Origin of the sequence: Cyclobacterium xiamenense (assembly GCF_009467825.1) — a bacterium.
Taxonomy (GTDB): domain Bacteria; phylum Bacteroidota; class Bacteroidia; order Cytophagales; family Cyclobacteriaceae; genus Cyclobacterium; species Cyclobacterium xiamenense.
This window is the reverse complement of the sequence record NZ_WIOK01000018.1, coordinates 73,786-94,296: the sequence shown is the minus strand read 5'-3', so window position 1 is coordinate 94,296 and position 20,511 is coordinate 73,786. Positions and strand designations below refer to the sequence as shown.

Annotated in this window: 16 protein-coding genes; 8 read left to right on the top strand and 8 right to left on the bottom strand. The window is 48.2% G+C overall.

Annotated elements, in window-relative coordinates; translation table 11 throughout:
- The first annotated feature begins 25 nt into the window (after positions 1 to 25).
- From GCU44_RS14655 to GCU44_RS14640, 4 genes are all read left to right on the top strand, one after another.
- A complete protein-coding gene (locus GCU44_RS14655) occupies positions 26 to 976 on the top strand; it encodes a DUF4412 domain-containing protein (RefSeq protein WP_092175167.1) in 951 nt (316 codons plus the stop codon).
- A 10-nt stretch (positions 977 to 986) separates the two neighbouring features.
- The gene (locus GCU44_RS14650; protein ID WP_154857161.1) at positions 987 to 1,481 is read left to right on the top strand and encodes a dihydrofolate reductase; all 495 of its coding nucleotides are present in this window, start codon (positions 987 to 989) and stop codon (positions 1,479 to 1,481) included.
- Positions 1,482 to 1,589: 108 nt separating this feature from the next.
- Entirely contained in the window at positions 1,590 to 2,849 is a 1,260-nt protein-coding gene (locus GCU44_RS14645) for a competence/damage-inducible protein A (protein WP_154857159.1), read from the top strand.
- 87 nt (positions 2,850 to 2,936) lie between these two features.
- Entirely contained in the window at positions 2,937 to 4,247 is a 1,311-nt protein-coding gene (locus GCU44_RS14640; RefSeq protein ID WP_154857157.1) for a dihydrolipoamide acetyltransferase family protein, read from the top strand.
- Here GCU44_RS14640 and GCU44_RS14635 read toward each other — a convergent pair.
- Genes GCU44_RS14635 through GCU44_RS14620 form a run of 4 tightly spaced genes read right to left on the bottom strand, consistent with a single transcriptional unit; the run spans position 4,240 to position 8,819 of the window.
- Complete coding sequence (locus tag GCU44_RS14635; protein WP_154857155.1) at positions 4,240 to 7,146, bottom strand: PAS domain-containing hybrid sensor histidine kinase/response regulator; 2,907 nt, start codon at positions 7,144 to 7,146, stop codon at positions 4,240 to 4,242. The two genes, GCU44_RS14640 and GCU44_RS14635, sit on opposite strands and share 8 nt — an antisense overlap.
- Complete coding sequence (locus GCU44_RS14630; protein ID WP_154857153.1) at positions 7,139 to 8,140, bottom strand: PDC sensor domain-containing protein; 1,002 nt, start codon at positions 8,138 to 8,140, stop codon at positions 7,139 to 7,141. The genes GCU44_RS14635 and GCU44_RS14630 overlap by 8 nt, the downstream gene beginning before the upstream one ends.
- Before the next feature lie 26 nt (positions 8,141 to 8,166).
- A complete protein-coding gene (locus tag GCU44_RS14625) occupies positions 8,167 to 8,406 on the bottom strand; it encodes a hypothetical protein (RefSeq protein ID WP_154857149.1) in 240 nt (79 codons plus the stop codon).
- Positions 8,403 to 8,819, bottom strand: a complete 417-nt coding sequence (locus GCU44_RS14620) for an OsmC family protein (RefSeq protein ID WP_092175149.1) — start codon at positions 8,817 to 8,819, stop codon at positions 8,403 to 8,405. The genes GCU44_RS14625 and GCU44_RS14620 overlap by 4 nt, the downstream gene beginning before the upstream one ends.
- A 241-nt stretch (positions 8,820 to 9,060) precedes the next feature.
- On the opposite strand from GCU44_RS14620, the gene GCU44_RS14615 reads away from it, so the two are divergent.
- From GCU44_RS14615 to GCU44_RS14605, 3 genes are read left to right on the top strand one after another with little or no spacing between them, the layout of a single operon-like run.
- Positions 9,061 to 10,140 (top strand): site-2 protease family protein, encoded by a 1,080-nt coding sequence (locus GCU44_RS14615; protein WP_154857147.1) that lies wholly within the window; start codon positions 9,061 to 9,063, stop codon positions 10,138 to 10,140.
- On the top strand, positions 10,137 to 12,815 hold the full coding sequence (locus tag GCU44_RS14610) for a cation-translocating P-type ATPase (RefSeq protein ID WP_154857144.1): 2,679 nt from the start codon (positions 10,137 to 10,139) through the stop codon (positions 12,813 to 12,815). The genes GCU44_RS14615 and GCU44_RS14610 overlap by 4 nt, the downstream gene beginning before the upstream one ends.
- Positions 12,784 to 14,085 carry an acetyl-CoA hydrolase/transferase family protein gene (locus GCU44_RS14605; protein ID WP_154857142.1) on the top strand — a complete coding sequence of 434 codons (1,302 nt, stop codon included), beginning with the start codon at positions 12,784 to 12,786 and terminating at the stop codon, positions 14,083 to 14,085. Before GCU44_RS14610 ends, GCU44_RS14605 begins: the two co-directional genes overlap by 32 nt.
- Positions 14,086 to 14,119: 34 nt before the next feature.
- Here the strand turns inward: GCU44_RS14605 and GCU44_RS14600 are convergent, their stop codons facing one another.
- The 3 genes from GCU44_RS14600 to GCU44_RS14590 all read right to left on the bottom strand — a co-directional run bounded on the left by GCU44_RS14600 (position 14,120) and on the right by GCU44_RS14590 (position 18,902).
- Positions 14,120 to 16,018 (bottom strand): sensor histidine kinase, encoded by a 1,899-nt coding sequence (locus tag GCU44_RS14600; protein WP_161993946.1) that lies wholly within the window; start codon positions 16,016 to 16,018, stop codon positions 14,120 to 14,122.
- Positions 16,019 to 16,146: 128 nt separating this feature from the next.
- On the bottom strand, positions 16,147 to 17,568 hold the full coding sequence (locus GCU44_RS14595; RefSeq protein ID WP_154857138.1) for a phytoene desaturase family protein: 1,422 nt from the start codon (positions 17,566 to 17,568) through the stop codon (positions 16,147 to 16,149).
- Complete coding sequence (locus GCU44_RS14590; protein WP_154857136.1) at positions 17,568 to 18,902, bottom strand: aminotransferase class V-fold PLP-dependent enzyme; 1,335 nt, start codon at positions 18,900 to 18,902, stop codon at positions 17,568 to 17,570. Before GCU44_RS14590 ends, GCU44_RS14595 begins: the two co-directional genes overlap by 1 nt.
- 220 nt (positions 18,903 to 19,122) lie before the next feature.
- Here GCU44_RS14590 and rocF point away from each other — a divergent pair, with 220 nt between their 5' ends.
- Positions 19,123 to 20,073: an arginase gene (rocF, locus tag GCU44_RS14585; protein WP_154857134.1), complete on the top strand. Its 951-nt coding sequence runs from the start codon at positions 19,123 to 19,125 to the stop codon at positions 20,071 to 20,073.
- 12 nt (positions 20,074 to 20,085) lie between these two features.
- Here the strand turns inward: rocF and GCU44_RS14580 are convergent, their stop codons facing one another.
- Positions 20,086 to 20,511, bottom strand: coding sequence for an NUDIX hydrolase (locus tag GCU44_RS14580; RefSeq protein ID WP_241684965.1), 426 nt, complete (start codon positions 20,509 to 20,511; stop codon positions 20,086 to 20,088).

Genomic DNA, 20,511 nt, shown 5'->3' with positions numbered 1-20,511 from the left:
TTTGAAATCAAAATCTATATCAACCATGAAATTTCTATTCTCTATTTCATTGTTTCTGATGCTGTCATTGATTGGTTTGGATGCGCAGGCACAACTACTGAAAAGGCTGAAAAATGCCGCTTCGGAGGGCGTTACCCGGGCCGTGGAAAGAACGGTTGAAAAAGAGGTAGCCAAAGCCACGCAGCGCCAACTGGAAAAGGCATTTAGTAATCTTTACGGCGATATGGGAGAAGTCGAAGGTGGTACGCCGGGTGAAACCTACGACTATAGCAAGATCATGAGCTCGATCAACATGGATGTGGAAACGGAAAGCGCGTACGATTTTTCCGGAGTTGCGGTCATGGAGATACAAAGTACGGACGAGAAAGGAAAAGCAGACGATCCTATCGTATTCAATTCGCTACTCTCCGAAAACCCGGATTATTTTGGAATGGAGTACATCGAATCGGGCAACAAAAAATCATCCGAAAAATCCGTGATTATCATGGATCACAAGAATAAAGCGACGGTCATGCTCATGGAGAACGATGAGGAAAAATCCAGTATGGCATTTTCCATTGATTGGGGTGGCATGATGGAAGCAGTCGAATCGGATCCCGGCGCCGAATCGGAATCCTTCGATGCATCGGATATTACCTTTGAGAAAACAGGAAACACAAAGGACATCCTCGGATATACCTGTGAGGAATACCGCGTTGTGAGCGAGGATACCGAGGGGAATTATTGGATCAGCCAGGACCCCATCGCAGGATTAGAATCCTTCTGGAGCAAAAATAGTCCCTTCGTTACCAAAAAAATGAAAGAGGAAAACCAGGAATACTTTAACAATTTACCGAAAGGAAACATCCTCGAAATGGATTTCGCCAGCAAGGAAGATCAAAGCCGATCGCAGATGAAAATGATTGAAATTGACACCAATCGGGCCAATCATTTCGAATTAGCGGATTATCCAAATGTCATGAAAGGCGCAAAATAAATCTTCTTCGATGATAGTTTCAATTATTGTGGCAAAAGCCACCAATAATGCGATCGGAATAAACGGGGAGTTGCCCTGGCGTTTGCCTTCGGACCTCAACCATTTTAAGCGAACCACCTCCGGGCACCACGTGATCATGGGTAGAAAGACCTTTGTTTCCCTTGGAAAACCCCTCCCGGGGAGAACACACATTGTGGTTACCCGAAATCCAGACTTCAAGGTGCCGGCTGGCCATTTTGTGGCCAACAACCTGGAAGAAGCATTGTCCCGTGCAAAATCGGAAGGGATCGATCGGGTATTTATTTTGGGGGGAGCAGAAATTTACAAAGATGCACTACCCCTGGCAGACGAAATGATCATCACGGAAATCGAAGCAAATCCAGCAGCAGATACATTTTTCCCTACATACGATCCGGATGAATGGGAAGTGATGGAAAAAACCCGGGTCGAAAAAAGTGATCAAAATCCATACACCCACACCTTTGTCACCTATCGAAAGAAATAACCCCTCCCGATACCCGGCATTCCCGGTTGGCGGCAAATTATAAAAACAAATCCATGACCCTGTCCGGAAACTTTTTAATTTTGGTTCCTAAAAAATAATCCCCCCTTTATGCATCAATCGGTAAATGCAGAAATTATATCCATAGGAGATGAACTTCTCTATGGGCAAATCATGGACACGAACAGCAAATGGCTCAGTGAAGAGATGGACAAAATCGGAATCCGGGTAGTCAGACGGACTACGGTAGGTGACGACGAAAAATCCCTCCTGGACGCGTTCAACGCTGCCTCCCGCAGGGCAGACGTCATCTTGATGACCGGCGGCCTGGGTCCGACCAAGGATGACCTTACCAAACAGCTCCTTGCTGCTTACTTCGGGAGCAGCCTAACCTTATTTCCGGATGCCCTGGAAGATGTCCGCAGGCTATTCGAAAGCAGGGGAAAAGAATTGACCCCCACCAATCGGGGGCAGGCATACTTACCTTCTAACTGTACGTACATTCGCAACGCCGTGGGAACCGCTCCCGGGATGTGGTTTGAAGAAGCCGGCAAAATCTGGATGTCTATGCCGGGCGTACCCCATGAGATGAAATACTTAATGGAGCAGGAAGTTATCCCGAGGCTTAAAAAAGCCTATCGCTTGCCCGTGATCTATCACAAACTGATCCGTACCGTGGGGATTGGCGAAAGCTGGCTTTCCGATTTAATTTCGGAATGGGAAGAAAAGTTACCGGATCACATTCGCCTGGCTTATTTGCCCTCCCTGGGAGAGGTAAAGCTTCGCCTGACGGGGTTTGGTACCGATCAAGACCGCATTGCGAGCGAAGTTGAGGAACAAATCGACCGGCTCAAACCGCTAATTCCCCAGTACATTTATGGGTACAACCAGGAAACATTGCCCGTAGCCATTGGCCATTTGTTGACACAAAGAGGTGAAACCCTTGCACTCGCCGAAAGCTGCAGCGGAGGTTATATTGCTCACCTCATAACGGGGATTGCTGGCTCCAGCAACTATTTTAACGGAGGTATTATTCCCTATCACAATGCGTACAAGGAACAATTATTGGGGGTATCCGGAGCGGTTTTGCTGCAAGAGGGGGCGGTAAGCGAAGCGACAGTGATAGAAATGGCAACCCAGGTACGAGAGAAATTCAATGCCAGCTACGGCTTGTCCTCGAGTGGTATTGCTGGTCCTGGAGGGGGAACGGAGGAAAAACCAGTGGGTTTGGTTTGGATCGCCTGCCATAATGGGCAGCGTTGCTTCACCAGAAAACTGCAACTTACCCAGGACCGAACAGTAAACATTCACCTGACCGCAGTCGCCGCATTGAATTTATTGAGACAGACCGTATTACAACAAGCAGAATAAAATTTAAAGGGTTTCCTTTTGCAAAGCAGTTCCTAAATTTTAGTTTTATACTCAGAGGCAAATTCAAAAGTATTTTACAGAAGCAGTATGGCAACAGTAGAAATGGTGATGCCCAAGATGGGGGAAAGCATAATGGAGGGCACAATCCTTTCCTGGTTAAAAAAAGAAGGGGACCTGATCGAGCAGGATGAATCCGTTCTGGAGGTAGCCACCGACAAAGTGGATACGGAAGTCCCTGCTACCCACTCGGGCATCCTTAAGTCCATCCTGGCACAGGAAGGAGAGGTAGTGGAGGTAGGTAAGCCAATTGCGCTGATTGAAACAGTCGGGAGCGAAGGATCATCCGACGAACTACCGGAAGCGAACACGCCTGCTGCTACGGAAAGTGAACCCGATCCCGCTGCCGCAGAAACAGAGCCACTACCTGAGATCCCACCGTATACCTCACTGATTCTAGGGGCGGTTTCGAAAGAAGAACGAGAAAAAATTGAAGCGAAAAAATTTTATTCCCCATTGGTACTGAGCATCGCCAAAACGGAAAATATCGATTTTAAAGAACTGGCTGGCCTACCCGGAACAGGAAAAGACGGACGCGTAACGAAAGCAGATATCCTTGCCTATGTAGCGAAGAAAAAAACAGAAGGGGCTCCGACTTCCACGATGGAAGAGCCCGTTCCAATCAGTGAGGGGGAGGACGAAATCATTGAAATGGACCGGATGCGGAAGATGATTTCCCAGCGTATGCTGGATTCCAAAAATATATCGGCGCACGTGACCTCCTTTGTCGAAGCGGACCTCACAAAAATCGTGCTCTTCCGCAACAAGATCAAAGAGACGTTTCGAGAAAAGGAGGGCGAATCGCTCACCTTTACCCCTTTCTTCGTCATGGCGATCGCCAAAGCCTTGAAGGATTTTCCGATGATTAATATTTCCGTTGAAGGAGATCGGATCATCAAGAAAAAGAATATAAACATAGGAATTGCCGTGGCCCTCGCAAACGGGAACCTGATTGTGCCGGTAATCCGACAGGCCGATCGGTATAGCTTGACCGGGCTATCCAAAAAGATCAACGACCTGGCAAAGCGGGCGAGGGAAAATAAATTGAATGCGGAAGAACTCAAAGGTGGTACCTATACCTTATCCAATATTGGCTCTTTCGGCAATATCATGGGTACGCCCATCATTGTACAGCCCCAGGTAGCCATCCTGGCCGTAGGTACCATTACCAAGAAACCCGCTGTGGTGGAAACTCCCACCGGGGACATGATCGGTATTCGCCACAAAATGATATTGTCCCATTCCTACGATCACCGGGTTATCGATGGAGCATTGGGCGGGATGTTCGTGAAAAAAGTAGCCGACTACCTGGAAGGCTTTGATTTGGAAACGGTTATTTAACCTCCTTGCTGGCTGCCATTGCACAGGATTTTATCGTATTTACGATCTGTTCGATTTTGACTGGCTTCGTTAGGTAATCATTCATTCCGATGGAAAGCGCATGCTCCACATCTTCTTTGAATACGCTTGCCGATAATCCCACAATCCTCACCGCTTTACCGTACGCCATGGTCCGGATTGCTTTGGTCGCGTCCATTCCGTTCATTCCGGGCATTTGGTTGTCCATAAAGATCAGGTCATACTTCTTTTTTTCGACGCAGGCTATGGCCTCCATACCATTCATGGCGATGTCGGGTTCGTAGCCCAATTGACTCAAAAGCATTCCCATAAACTTAAGATTGATCTCGTTATCTTCAACAATTAGAATATCGAGAGGAAAGTCTTCCCCGATTGTTTCAAAACTCACCGTATCCTTGATTCCGGCAGGGATCTCAGCATCGATTTCAACCTGTTCTCCGTTGATGTAGGATATCAAGGTAAACGAAAAGGTAGATCCTACACCAAGTTCACTTTCTATCTGCAATACCCCCCCCATCAATTCAATCAATTTATTGGCAATAGCCAGGCCCAGACCCGTCCCTTTGTATTCTCCATTAGAAGCTGCATTGGCCTGAGTAAAGGGTTTCACCAATTCCGGCAACTTTTCCCTGGCAATGCCTACACCATCGTCTTCCACTGCACAATGGAGAATCAGGTTGTGGGAAAATAATTTCTCCCCTTTTAAGGAAACCGCTATTTTACCGTTCTTTTGGGAATACTTAACGGCGTTTCCTATGATGTTAAAGAATATCTGGGTCAATTTCTCCCGGTCCAAAACCACTGCTTCCGGGAGGGTCGCATCCACATCCAGCCGAATCGAAAGGGATTTCTCCTGGGCCATGCCGGAAAAGACGTTAATGATGCGTTCCATCTCCGGTTTTAGCTTAAAAAGTACAGGATTCAATTCCATTTTGCCCGCCTCAATCTTAGAATAGTCCAGAATGTCATTCACAATATGGAGGAGCGATTCTCCAGAATCACCAATAATGGATAGCAACTCCCGCTGCTCGTCCGTCAGGGAGGTTTTGCTGAGCAGCCCCGTGATCCCCAACAGTCCGTTTAACGGCGTTCTGATTTCATGGCTCATATTCGCCAGGAAATTTGACTTTTCTCGGTTGGCTATTTCGGCAGCTTCTTTTGCTTCCCGCAGTCCCTTTTCCCAGAGCTTCTGCCCGGTGATATCTCTGGCAACAGATATCATCCGCTTGTCATCCAATTTAAAAAACCGAACCTCAAAATACCGTCGGCCAATATCCAAGAGTAAATCCAACTCTTCGGTTTGCATCTTACCCGTCATCACGGACCGTTTGAAGGCTCGCATAGCCCGCTCTCCGGACTCTCCGGTAAGCATCTCGCTAATATTTTTTCCCAACGCTTTTTGCGGAGGCTGAAGCAAGAGCTCGTCGTTGTGCACGTAATAGTCCAAAAAGTCACCTTTGTTATTGTAAATAAATATGGTGTCTGGCAAGCTGTTCAATACCGATCGAAGCCGATTTTCACTGCGTATCAATTCCTGATCCGCCATGTACTTGTCATTGATGTCCGTGCACATACCGACCGCACCGGCGAAATTGCTCCGTTCATCGTAAATGAGTTTCTCAAATATCTTAACCCGAATGGGACTTCCCTGCTTTTGGTTGGAATTGGATTCGTAGTAGTAAAAATCAGCTTTCCTCTCGATGGCTTCCTTTTTGCTGACCGAAAACCCACCCGAATCGTCACACATCCATTCCCCTACCGAAAGCGAAAGGAATTCCTCCGCGGAGTAACCCAGCACCTCCGTTACATTGTCACTGACTTTATACAGTTTTAGGTCTTCATTTTGGTAGTAGATAAACCCCCTGGACTGCTGCAATAACATGGTTTGCTGTTTCAATAATTGATCCAGATCGCGTGATTTTTTTTCCAGCAAATGGTTGTTTTCGCTGGTAACCTTGAAATATTTTGACAGGAAATAGACCACAAACAGCAACAGGGCAAAAAGTGAAAGAAACAAGTAGAAATAATTGGCAAATAGCCCAGATACCACAGTGGATTTGTTTTGGGTAAACACAAAAGCAATGGGGCTTTTAAGTTCAAGCCTAAACAGGGTAAAGGGATACTGAATCAGCAAGGATTCCTGGCTTCCGAATGCTTCTCCGACTTCCAATAGCCCCTCGTATTGCCCCCGCAATCCTCCCCGTATTTCTCGCTCTACTGCTTCCCGCAATCTGGGTTCCAACGCAACGGGAACTTGCATGGAATCGTCGATCAATTGAAAAAAGCTACCTTCAAAATACACCAATTTCGTCGTATTTGGCCCCAGGTAATAGTTGACCAAATGCCTGGAAAAATACATACCAAGGTTCAGTTTGGCCAGCAATGCCACGTTACCCTTGTCCGATTTCACCCGGAAGCAATAACGGCAAGATGCGGCATCAATTGACTGCGCCGACTCGGTAATCGAGAAATAATTGGCATCCGATACCCGGTAGGCTTTCCTGAAATCTCCTTTTTCGATGATCAGGGTGTCAATCAGATTGATGTAGTTATTCAGCAGCCGCCTTACCCTTGCTTCATCTACGTTGGGATTCAGGGGGAGATCGCTATCGTTTGCCGACCGCTCTTGATTGTTGGCATAAAAAATTAAATCTTCGTACAAATTGTTAAAATTCCGCTGGGCTTCGTTTGCTGCCAATTCTACCTGTTTGTTCAAGAATACCTTTCGGTTTTCCACCAGATTTTGGGACAAAGCGTTGTAAAATAAAAAAGCAAGGGTCACTGTAAACAAAATTGCACCGATACTAAGTCCGATTAGCCACCAAAACCGCTGGGCCTCCCGCCTGTTTTTACCCTCCTTATGCCCGCTTTCCCTAGTCATGGATATCCAATAAATACCAGCCCATTATATTCATTCGCTTGCAATACGCCTCAAATAGCCTGCCCCCCAACTCGAAGCTGTGGTAGTTTTCTTTCTCCAAAAGAAATTTGGAACCCATTCGCCGTACCTCTTTACTTTTGCTCTTAAACAAGTTAAAATCTTCCTTTCGGAAATTATCGGAATGAATGGTTTGCAAATAGGCGTGGTTTTTCAGCGGGGGCATGCTCAATGCCTCGATCGCTTCCGCCTTTCCTGCCACGATGGTCCCCTGACTGTCAACGAGCATCAATTTCTTATCGGAAGATTCCAAAAACGCATTCATTAAATCCGATAGGGTAATGTCAAAACCCAAAACCCCCTTCAATGCCCCCCCGGAATAGACCGGATGTATCAGGGATAATATCCAACCCCTACCTACGGGATCGATGTACACTTCCTCTACCCAAACGGCCTTTTTGCTCGGGTTTTTGTCTGGGTCGGCCAGGTAATAAAAATTAAATGCCGTCACATCCAACGCCGGATCTATGGAATTCAGTAAGTCATACGGCGGGTACAACCTGCTGAAATTACTGGCTGCGTTGAAATAAACCTGACAGACCATTTGGCGCTGCTCTACAATCTTCCGAAAAGCGGCATCCATTGGCTCGGTCGTAAACACCTCCCTCTTGGCAAGTGCTTTATTTGACGAGGACAGGGAAACAAATACGGTGCTCTCCTCTCCGGACTCATTCGGATTGTAGAAGAAGCCATTTTCATCGGTGAAATACTTATTCTCCTGCACAAGTGAAATCAGGCTATCGGATTGCTGAAACAAGGTAGATGAATAGCGCGCCAAGGCCGAAATATCTGCTTCCAGCGGCAGCAAATCCGCCTCTACTTTTCGAATCACCGAATCCAACAGCTGCAAATGATGCGCTCCCTCCCCGACAGTGTCCGGTTGGCAAGCGCTAGAAAACAATAATAGAGCAATTAGTATGAAAAATAAATATTTCATCTTTGAATAATTAAAGATAACCAAAGTTAGAAATTTTTCATAGCTTTTTGAAGGGATTGATTCATTTCGTCAAATCTTTCTTTCACCTGATCGAAAAATGTCCCTTGGGTCAACTCCTCCAAATCGCTTTCGTCTGTGACATCCAATGCCGCTATTTTGAAAGTCTGCTCCATGCCACCGGCTTCGAACTTCAGTAAATACTTATTATTCCAATCAAAAAGGGTGATTTTGATGCCGTCCTTGGTAAAATCGCTGACTACCCTCATATTGGCCGGATTACCTCCGCTGTATGGATTATTTCAGACTTCAGGGAGGAAGCGACCGAGCAATACTTCTCAACAGCTAGCGTTACCACCTTCTCAAACTCCTTCTGCGTTGCATCTGGGGAAGTCAAAATAAAATGCAAATGAATGGATTCGTAGAAAGAAGGGATGCCCTCACTGCGCGTACCTTCCGCTTTTATTTTAAAATCCGTTACTCCTTTGCGCTTTTTTTTCATCATTTGTACGGCGTCCACTGCGGAGCAGCCTGCCAGCGCGGAAAGCAGCAATTCCATGGGTGATTGGTGTTGCTTTTCCGTTTCGGGATACATGTCAATTTGTACGTTGTTTCCGGTTGCATTTACTGATTCGTATTCATGATCAGCAATCATTCGAAGGGTAATCTGCTTTTTACTCATGTTTGGATCGAAAATAATAAAATTTGGTCAATTGACAATAACTTAGGATTACGGTAAATGGTTCGGCAATTAAAGAAAAATACCCTTGAATCCGAAGGTGGTTTATGCGATTTTTTCTCCCTTCCATACCACTTCTTTTCCGATTTCTTTACCCAGGGGCGTTTGGAAAGTAGTATCAAAACCCTATTTTTACAGGAATCAACAGGGCATTCGTGCCAATTCCCTAACTCCCCTCCTTACCATGAAATTCTCGTTATATTTAGGAAAGTACAGCGGCATCAAGGTTTTTATCCATTGGACATTCTCGCTACTATTGGCGTGGATCATTTTATCCAATATGCGATCCGGAACCCCCTGGGTAGATACCGGATGGACCCTGATTTTTGTATTGCTGATTTTTGTATGCGTGATTTTGCATGAATTCGGACATGCACTGACCGCACAGCGATACGGTATCCAAACCCGGGACATTATTCTGCTTCCCATCGGTGGTTTGGCAAGGCTGGAAAAATTACCGGAGGAGCCCCGACAGGAACTGAAAGTGGCCATTGCCGGACCACTGGTCAATATCGCCTTGTTCTTTTTGCTAGCTGTTTTGATTTCTTTTACCGGTTTTGATGTCAACCTGCTGGAAGAACCCAAGCTGAATGGCAACAGCATATGGCTGTTTTTGGCATCCGCGAACCTTTTTCTTGCATTATTTAATCTATTACCCGCTTTTCCCATGGATGGAGGACGGGTATTGCGGGCCTTGTTGTCTACGCGAATGCCCCGAACGAAGGCAACAGAAATTGCCGGAGGAATTGGTCAAGTCATGGCCATCGCCTTCGTATTCTTTGGATTATTTACTAACCCCGTGTTGGTATTGATCGGGATTTTTATTTTTCTGGGTGCACAGACGGAAGTAAACCAAACCAAACAGCAGTCCTTTATGGAAGGCTATCGAGTAGGCGACGTCCTCATGCGAAAATTTCCTATACTTGCTTTTGATGCTCCGTTGCAGAAAGCCATCGATAAGCTGCTCGATGGGCAGGCTACCCACTTTGTAGTAGTAAAGGAAGACAGTCCCATAGGTACCCTCAGCAGGGAAGGGATTGTACGCGGACTGCAACAAGGAAGCCCGGAAAGCAGCATCGAAAAGACGTTTGATACGAAGCCCCTGAAATTGGAAGTCTCTTCACCCCTGCAGGAGGCATTCAAAAAAATGGCGTCAGAAAATAAAAAGGTGGCGCTGGTTTACGAGGCGAACCATTTTCTCGGAATTGTGGATCAGGAAAATATATCGGAGTTTATCATGGTTAAAAATGCCCTGGAGCAATGATCCAAATTCCGGAAAATCCTCACCAGTTTGCTCCGGAGCAAATCAAACGAATGCTGCAAACGACCGAGTCTGGTTTAACTCCAAAACGAGCCGAAGAATTGCTGCAGGTTTTTGGGAAAAACGAGCTCCCCGATCCAAAAAAAAAATCTTTTTGGTACATCCTTACCCGGCAGGTAAACAATGTCATGGTGTACATTCTGCTACTTGCTGCCCTGATCTCTTTTTTGACCGGACATCGGGTAGACGTTTTCGTGATACTGGCCATCGTCCTCCTGAACATTGCCATCGGATTTATTCAGGAATACAAGGCTGAAAACGCCGTCCAGGCGCTAAAAGGGCTGTTGGTCCCCCAATGCAGCGTCATTCGGCACGGAAAATTACTAACGATTCCTTCCAAAGAACTGGTTCCCGGAGACGTCATGCGCCTAAGCGAGGGGGACCTAATTCCAGCCGACGGTATCCTTTTTCAGAGCCAGGATGCCCGAACCATGGAAGCATCCCTAACCGGCGAATCGGTACCGGTCGAAAAAACCACTGAACCTGGCCCGGCAGACAGCCCCATCGGTGACCGAACCAATATGGTATGGAAAGGCACCTATGTCTCCGGAGGAAGCGCACTGGCCTGGGTGGTAGCTACCGGCTCATCGACCCAACTCGGAACGATTGCCCGCAGTTTGAAAGCCATCCCGAAAAAGCCATCAAATTTTCAAATCAAGTCGAACAAGCTCGCCCGGCAGATGGCCATTTTATCAATTTGCAGTGCGATTTTGCTGTTTCTGGTGGGATATTTTTTCCAAAAAATCCTCATCGACGAGTTACTGTTGATTTCGCTGGCCGCGCTCGTTTCCGCCATTCCCGAGGGGCTACCTGCCGTATTGTCCATTGTACTGGCCATCGGCTCCTACCGGATGTCAAAGAAAAATGCCATCATCCGGGAAATCGCCGCCACGGAAAGCCTGGGATCTGTGAGTACCATTGTCACGGACAAAACGGGCACCCTCACTCAAAATTCCATGACCATCAAAAAATTGTGGCAGGCAGGTGGATCGGAGGTTTATGTAAGTGGAGAAGGCTGGGAGCGAAGCGGTGAGTTTTCGGGAGACAAAGCTGACCTGGCGGCATTGGCACCCCTATTGGAAATTGCAGCCCATTGCCAACAAGCCTCGCTTTCGGTAAATGAAAAAGGCCAGATACAGGTAACCGGAGATCCTACCGAGGCGGCCTTTGCCGTACTGGCCGAAAAAGCCGGCCTGGGTAAGCACCTGCCAGTTGTGCAGGAAATTCCCTTTAGCACGGTCGATAAATTTCGTTCCACGGTGGTAGAAAAACTCGGAGTAAACGTTCGGTTCATTATCGGTGCTCCAGAAAAACTCTTGGAGAAATCTGCCCATTTTCAGGGAAAAGATGGTATTTCCGAACTTTCTGACAAGCAACGGGACACTATCAAAAAAAAACTAGAGGACTGGTCAAAAGGAGGTTTTCGCGTGTTGGCCCTGGCTTTCCAAACCGCGGATGCAGCGACTTCCGGTGACTTTACGGACCAGGGATGGGTTTTTTGTGGATTGGCGGCCATGGTCGATCCACCCCGCCCCGAAGTATTCGAAGCAGTAAATGCCTGCCATCTGGCCGGAATACGGGTAATCATGGCTACCGGAGATCATTCGCAAACCGCTCTGGCTATCGGTAAGGAGGTGGGAATCGTACTTCCCGGCCGGGAACGCGTGCTCACGGGATCCGAGTTGCAGCAATTGAGCGAGCAGGAATTTGCCAGGGCCATACAGGAAGTCGATGTATTTTCCAGATTAAGCCCCCTAATGAAGGTTAGCATTGCGGAATCCCTTCAGGCCCAGGGAGAATTGGTAGCCATGACGGGGGATGGGGTTAACGACGCACCTGCCCTGCGACAGGCCAATGTGGGTGTTTCCATGGGGATGATGGGTACCGATGTAGCCAGAGAGGCCTCTTTGGTAGTCCTCGCAGACGATAATTTTGCCAGCATCGTATTGGCCGTAGAACAGGGGAGAATCGTGTTCAACAATGCCCGAAGGACCAGTTTTTTTCTTATTACAACGAATTTTGCGGAGATCATCACCCTCATTGTTGCCATCGGTCTGGGCTATGCCATGCCCTTAACTGCAACGCAAATTCTCTGGATCAACCTAATCACGGACGGGTTTTGCGACAAAGCCCTGGCTACCGAAAGGGGAACCGGTAAGGAATTAACCGCCCCACCAAAAAAGTCCCACGAGAACATCATCAATCGGGAAATCATTCCTTTTTTAGTACTGAATACATTCCTAATGGCATCCATGGCAATGCTGGCCTTCCACCTTTACCTTCCGGAGGGGATTGAAAAAGCCCGGACAGTTGTTTTTTTCGTGTTGGCTTTTTCCCAGCTGTTTAACGTCTTTAATATGCGAAACCTAAAAGGTTCTGCTTTTAAGGTTGGGCTATTCAGTAATAAGTGGGTAAATTACGCCCTGATCGTATCCATCACCATTCAGGTGTTAATCATTGAAGTTCCTGCCCTCGCTGGCATATTTAAATTCCAACCCATCTCTTTGTGGGAATTTTTAGGCTGGGCGGCGATATCTTCCCTGGTGTTTTGGGTGAATGAGTTGTATAAACTAATCGCTAAATCGTATGAAACCGGATTTTCAAGTAGTAAGTCCTGAGGAGGCAGTCCAATTAGTCAACAGTCATCAACGGGTATTTGTCCATGGCAGTGCCGCCACCCCTTCGGTGCTTGTGCGTGCACTGGCAAATAGGAAGGATGAGTTGGAAAACGTAGAAATCGTATCCATTACCACCCTGGGCGACATGCCCCTGGCCGAAGCATCCTGCAAAGGAAGTTTTTATATCAATTCGCTCTTTGTTTCAGAAAACGTGCGGCAAGCGGTGAATAGTGAACAAGGCGGTTACGTGCCCATTTTTCTGAGTGAGATCGGCAGACTATTCCGAAAAAATATCCTTCCCATCGATGTGGCCATGGTACAGGTCTCCCCTCCCGACCAACACGGGTATTGCTCCCTGGGTACATCGGTGGATGTGGCCCGCCCAGCAGTCGATACCGCCAAATTTATTATTGCCCAGATCAACGAGCAAATGCCGCGGACCATGGGCGATGGGCAAGTCCACATGAGCAAATTTGACCGTGCCATTAGGGTTGATGAGCCCCTGCCTCAGGTAAACTACGCTGCCAAACTGGACGAAGCCGACTACAAAATAGGCAAATACATCGCAGAAATGATAGACGACGGCGCCACCTTACAACTCGGTATCGGGGGGATTCCGGATGCGGTATTGCAGTCTTTGCACAACCACAAAGACCTGGGCATCCATACCGAAATGTTTTCCGATGGCGTCATCGACCTGTTCGATAAAGGGGTAATTACAAACAAATTTAAGAAAAAGCATCCGGGAAAAGTCGTGTCCTCATTTGTGATTGGCACCCAAAAACTCTACGATGCCATTCACGATAACCCGGCTTTTTCCTTTCACGAGGCAGCCTACGTAAACGATACCTCCGTCATTCGAAAAAATCCAAAGGTGATCTCCATCAACTCCTGCGTTGAAATCGACCTGACCGGACAAGTCTGCGCCGACTCCATCGGTAGCTACCACTACTCCGGTGTGGGTGGTCAGATGGATTTCATGAGAGGAGCCGCCTTGTCGGACGAGGGCAAACCGATCATGGCCCTACGTGCCGGAACGAAAAAAGGGAAATCCAAAATCGTCCCGTTTCTGAAAGAAGGGGCGGGGGTAGTTACCACCCGGGCCCATGTGCACTACGTGGTGACCGAATTCGGCGCTGCCTACCTGTACGGGAAAAACCTGCGTCAGCGGGCGCATGAGTTAAAAAAAATTGCTGCCCCGGAACATCAGGAAGAATTGGAAAGGGCTATTTACCAGCGATTTGGGAGCTTTGTTTATCCGTTCCGGTAACAGGCGTCCTACGGTTGCTATTTTCTGGCCGGGTTTATCCCCTGGTTTCAATGGCTTCCCGGTGAAAATGAAGGGTAAATCGGGTACCCAGGCCGGGAATGCTGGCTACATCCATCTTTCCCCCATTCAGCGCCAGAAACTGCTTCACCATTAGCAGTCCCAGGCCGGTGCCTTTCTCGTTGCGGGTGCCAACCATGGAAGGAATCCGCGCATCTCCTTCTCCATTAATCAGCTCCTGCTGGGCCTCGTTGATGCCTGTTCCGGAATCTTCGATGTGGCAGGCAATGTTGTCGGCCGTCAGGGTATAGTACACGCGGATTTTCCCATACTCGGGGGTAAACTTGATGGCGTTTCCCAGGATGTTCTGAATGATGATCTTAAAATGATTGGTATCCACCCGGGCAAAATGCCGGTTGGCCGGTCCCCAAACGTGTTCAACCACCAGAAATTTTGTTTTGAGCGGATAGTCCAATTGTTCCAGTACGGCATTCACCGTTTCCACTACGTTTACAGGGACAGGGTGGGCAACCATTCCATCCATTTGGGTATTGGCCCATTCCAACAAATCGTTCAGAAACGTTTCGGTCTGTTGAATCTGAGTCGATAATAGCGATACCACCTCGTTTTCTTCCTGCGCTGTTAGTAACTTCTGGTTCCGGATAGCTAGCAGTTGCTTCAATCCGTTAATCGGGGACCTCAAGTCGTGGGAAATAATGGACAAAATTTTGGTCCGCGTACCATTTACCTCCAGCAGGGCCTGATTTTGCCGGGCGATTACCTCTTTCTGTTCCCGAATGGCTTTGTTATTTTTGGCTAAAAACCGGGTAAATCTGTTTTTTAGACGTAGGTTTTTATAGAAGAAATAGAGAATAATACCCAAAAAAACAACAAGTAGCACCAAAAATCCCATCCATTTATAATGGTGCTGTATCAAGGTCTGATCCCGCTCCTTTTCTGCCCGCAAACGTTCGTTATCGGCCTGCGCCAGCTTCAACTCCATGCGAGCCATTTGCCTGTTCTTGGAGGCATTGTACAGGCTGTCGCTATAGACCTGATGTGCCTTTAAATGAAAAAATGCCAACTCGTGCTCCCCACGTTGCTGGTAGATTCGACTCAGCAGTCCCGTGATTTGTTGTAAATCCCAATGGGCTCCATGAATTTCTGCATGTTCCAACGCTGCTTTGCCCAAGACCAGCGCCTCTTCCAGGTCTCCCTGATCCAATTTGAGTTCGGCCAAACCGGCAAGGGCAAATGATTTCTCCCAGTTAGTAAGGATAGGTTTCGTCGCCAACACTTCCTGGTAAAGGGCGGCGGCTTGATGCCTTGCGCCCTTTTTGTGGTATACTTTGGCCATTCTATTTTTGACCATTAGGTTTAAAACCGCCAGGCTGTCGCTACGCAAATATTCCCGGGCCTGAATCAGGTAGTCCAGGGATTGATCCGGCTGGCTCATCTCGTCATGGGCGATTCCCATGTTGAAGAAATTCTTCGCCAGAGAAAGGCTATCCTGCAACGCCCTATTGATTTCAACACATTCGCCAAGCAACCGAAGGGCCTCCTGGTATTCCTTGTCCACCATTTGAATCAGGGCCCTTCCGTTTAGGGCATATACAATTTCCGCTTTCGCGTTTGCCAACTCCCCATCCTCCCTGGCCCGGATGTACTGGTTCAGTGCCAAATCGTAGTTTCCGGAAATATAATGCAAGGTGGCTTCCCGATTGTTTAATTTTGCCCGCAGCAGCGAATTCGGATTACTCCCTGCGCGCTCCCTTGCCTCGGCCAGCAACGAAAATGCCATGGTTGTATTGTCGTATTGCAGGGCCTTTACCTGCTCCAGCAGTACATCAACAGATCCGATAGGTAGGTTACGACTTGTACCGGTTGCTACAAAAAAAAACAAACTAAAAAGTACCAGGACAATCGTTTTGTGCACCCCCCGCATCCTTCTAAAAGCTATTGATAGTTGTTTTAAAAATAGGGAAAAAGAATATTTTAACAAATTAAATTTTAAAAAATGATACTTAATGAAATAACATGTATTTTAATTTCAATTTTTTGTATTTAAAACAAATCGTGCAGGACTTGTTTTGCTGCATGAAACCCACACATTCCATGCACTCCACCACCGGGAGGCGTAGCCGATGAACAAAGATAAATCCCTTTTGCCGAACTTCGGTAGGGTGAAAACCGAAGGGCGGGCCGGGAAAATAGCTGGTAAATATCCTGAACGCCCACATTGATGTCTCCCCCTACATAATTCGGGTTATAGGATTCGTAATCGCTGGCATTCATCGATTTTTTTGCAAGGATCAATTTACGGAACCCGGGAGCTTGTTTTTCAATCTGCCGGATCACCACCTCGGTAATATCCGTGTCTCCCCCGGATGGTACATGGCAATAGGCCCAAAGTGTGTGTTTTCCCTGGGGAGCCCTGTGTGGATCTGCCAGGGACTGTTGTGCCACCAATACGTAGGGGTTTTCCGGATAAATTCCTTTCCAAAGCCCCGCTTCCGAGGCCGCAATTTCCGACAGCGTCCCCCCCAAATGCACGGTTCCTGCCATGCGGGCGGTAGCTGAAGTCCAGGGGACCGGACCATCCAGGGCAAAATCAACCTTGAACACCCCCATCCCGTACCGATATCGGTTTAGTTGCCAGGTATATAACCGGGAAAATTCCTTGCCCGCAATCTTGAGCAACTGCCGGGGGCTGGTATCGAACAGAACAGCCGTTGCCGCAGGAAGCTCCCCCAAATCCGCTACCATCCAACCGGCTTGAAATTCCCCTCCTTTGTCCAAAAAATAGGCTAATAACGCATCAGCCAGACCTTGTGATCCGCCCTGAACCACCGGCCATCCGCCCACATGACCTGCACCCATCAGTACCAGGGCAATGGCCGAAGTGGCCCAGTTGGTCAGGGGTTGAATTCCGTGCGCAGCCATCCCTGCAAATAGCGCCGCCGTCCTTTCGGAGGTAAACGAGCGGGCAAGCCAGGTTGCTGGCTGCAAAGCTTTGCGTCCAAAGGAGGCTAACTGCAGCGGTTTTTTAGGGAACTTCAGTGGTCCTAAAAAATCGGAGGCCAGGGAATCCCAATTATTGACGATGGGGCGCATCAATTCCAGGTACTTCTTTTCGTCTGCTCCCAGCTGCGCTGCTGTATCGGTAAGGGATCGATACAAACACACCGAACTGCCATCTGCCAGCGGATGGGCCGCAAGAACCTCGGGATGCAGCAGTCGCAAGCCATACGCTTCCAGGGGAAGACTTCTAAAAAATGGAGCCGAGGCCGCCAGTGGATGAATGGCCGAGCAGACATCGTGCTGGAAACCGGGTAGGGTGAGTTCCTGTGTGCGCATGCCGCCCCCTACCTGCTCCTTTCCCTCAATAAGCAGTACCCGTAAACCCTGCTGCTGTAGGGTAATGGCCGCCGCCAATCCGTTGGGTCCCGAGCCTACGACGATTGCATCGTATTCCGTTGCCCCCATCACGTTCCCTTTTGCCCTAGTGGCTGACTGCTATGAGCGGCAGAAAGCTCGCCGAGAGCAGCTACCAGCCGATCCAAATCGGTTAGCCGTGTATACACGTGCGGCGATACCCGTACACAGTGGATGTTTTCGTAGCTAATAGGCGTGGTGTGAATCTTGTATGTTCCCAAAAGCTGCCGCTCCAATTCCTGCGGGCTAAGGCCATCAACTGAGACTCCTGCGATGGCGCAACTATATGCTGGCTGTAGAGACGTATGGATATTGACGCCCGGAATACCCAGGGCTTGTTCCGCCCAGTAATTTTTTAAGTAACGTACCCGCGCCTCCTTTCGCTCGGCTCCTATGCCGTTATGAAAATTTACCGCTTCCCCGATGCCCTGTTCCAAGGGAAAACTACGGGTGCCGAGGGTTTCGAATTTCCGGATGTCCTCACTTTTTGGATTTCCGTTGCATAAAAGAGGCCATACCTTGGAAATCTTCTCTTTCTTTATCCATAGCATCCCGGTACCGATGGGCGCAGACAGGTATTTATGCAGACTGGTGCCAAAATAATCTGCTTCCAGATCCGGAATCCGGAAGTTCAGCAAGCCAAACGAATGGGCGCCGTCTACAATTACCTCCAGGCCTTTTTCGTGGGCCATTTGGCAAATTTTGCGCACAGGCATGATTTGCCCCACCCAATTGATCACATGGGTGACATGGATGATTTTCGTCTTTGGGCTGATGGCTTGCCGATAGGCTTCAACGATGGTTTCGTCGTCTTCTATGGGAAAATCAAAGGAAAGTTGTTTGTAACGAATTCCCTCCCGTTGCTCCCGTTGCTTCCAGGCTTGCATCATGTTTGGGTAATCCTGCTTGCACCCGATCACCTCGTCGCCTTTCTGCAAATCCAACCCGTAAATAATGGTATTTAAGGCCTCGGTGGCATTACGGTTAATCGCCAATTCATCCGGGTCGCAGCCCCCCAAGAGCGCCAACTTCTGGCGGAGCGGTTCCCTTCCCTGATCCAAAATCCGCCACATGTAATAGGAAGGAGCCTGATTGGAAAGTTGGCTGTAGCGATCTACTGCCTGCAAGACCAACAAGGGACTAGGCGAGACGCCTCCGTTGTTGAGATTCAATACCGGCGAGGAACTTGCCGGATATCCCTGCTGTATAGTAGCCCAAAAATCTTCGTTCTCGGCCATTTCCTGGGGGGACAGGCTTACATACTGCCTGTTCTTTGCCAGTATATCAGCGGCGTGCAACTGTTCAAAAAGGCTATTGGAAGAAAAAGCTCCTGCCAATACAGCCGCTTTTTTGAAAAAGCTCCTTCTGTCGGTGGTTGATTTCATTGGGATTAATTTTAGTTAGTGGTTCTTTTTTAAGTTAAGCCCCCTCACAAGCCAGGTATAGTGGCCAGCGAAGTGCCTTGGTATAACATATGGTGCAAAATAATCAATTTTTTTTGGTTTCATACCCGACCTTCCCTAAGCAGGAGGTACCTTCATCAAAAATTAATTTGTATTCATCTTCATTTTATGGGAATTTTGCGTCTAATCTAACAAAACAGGAATGAGAGACATAAAACTGGTGGAAGTGCGATCGGAACTGGCAGCTGGAACACGAGGAGCAAGCATGGGCATCGATGCGCTAAAAGTAGCCAGTCTGGATAAAAAATCGGATTTCTTTACCCGATTTGATCCGATCAACGTGAAAGATGCCAACAACTACCTGTGGCGAGAAAATCAGCACCCGTTCGCCAACTACATCGACGGCGTCTACGAAGTACTGCAAAATGTCTTCCAAACCATCAAGTCCCTCCGCTCCCAACAAAAATTTCCGATCATTCTCGCAGGAGACCACTCCACCGCAGCCGGTACCATCATGGGCATAAAGGCAGCTCACCCGAATAAACGACTGGGGGTGATCTGGATTGATGCGCATGCCGATTTACATTCGCCATATACCACTCCATCGGGAAACATGCACGGAATGCCCCTTGCGATCAGCCTGGGCATGGACAATCTGGAGCAGAAACAGAACGATCCGCTTCCCGGTACAGTCGCCTATTGGGAAAAGATAAAGAATATCGGAGGCGTGGCCCCCGCAATACGGCCGGAAGACATTGTGTTTATCGGGGTAAGGGATACGGAACAACCAGAAGACTACCTGATCGAGCGCTACCAAATCCCTTCCATTTCGGTAGAAACGCTACGAAAACAAGGGGTTTCCAAAACAGCAGCCGTGGCGCTGGAGGCCCTCAAAGACTGTGAGCAAGTGTACATATCCTTTGACGTGGACACCCTGGATGACTCCCTATCGAAAGGCACCGGAACCCCTGTTCCCAATGGGTTAACCGTAGAAGAAGCCATGCGACTAAACAAGGCCCTTATTAAAGATAAACGCGTCTGTGCCTGGGAAATCGTCGAAGTTAACCCCACCCTGGACACCGAAAATGCCATGGCGGAAAATGCATTTGCCGTGTTGGAAACCACGACGCACTCGCTGATCACTCACTTTTGACCGGATTCGTGATTAGTCACTTCTTGCCTCCTTGTCAAAAATGGACGCAAAAACCCGTACATTGGGATACATGTTAGCCGCGGCCAATACCTCCTGCGGGGAAAAAAAACGCACATTTACGCATTCGGGAGAAGGAACAAAGTCAAGGTGGGCCAATTTGGTTTCGTAGACAGCATTGGCAATAAACACCCCTTTGTGGTTTTTTACGGTAAAAAAGTAGCTGGGCGTACCAGCGACATACGTCGTTTTCAGGCGCATTTCCTCCCATATTTCCCGACGAATTCCTTCTCTGGGACTTTCGCCAAAGTCCAGGCCTCCGCCGGGTAGTTCCCACCAGTCGTTGTCTTCCTGAACCAGCAAAAAGCGCCGGGAGGCATCCAACACCAGCGCCTTTACACTCACCCGGTAAAAGCATTCGGGCATTCCTTGTTTTTCCAC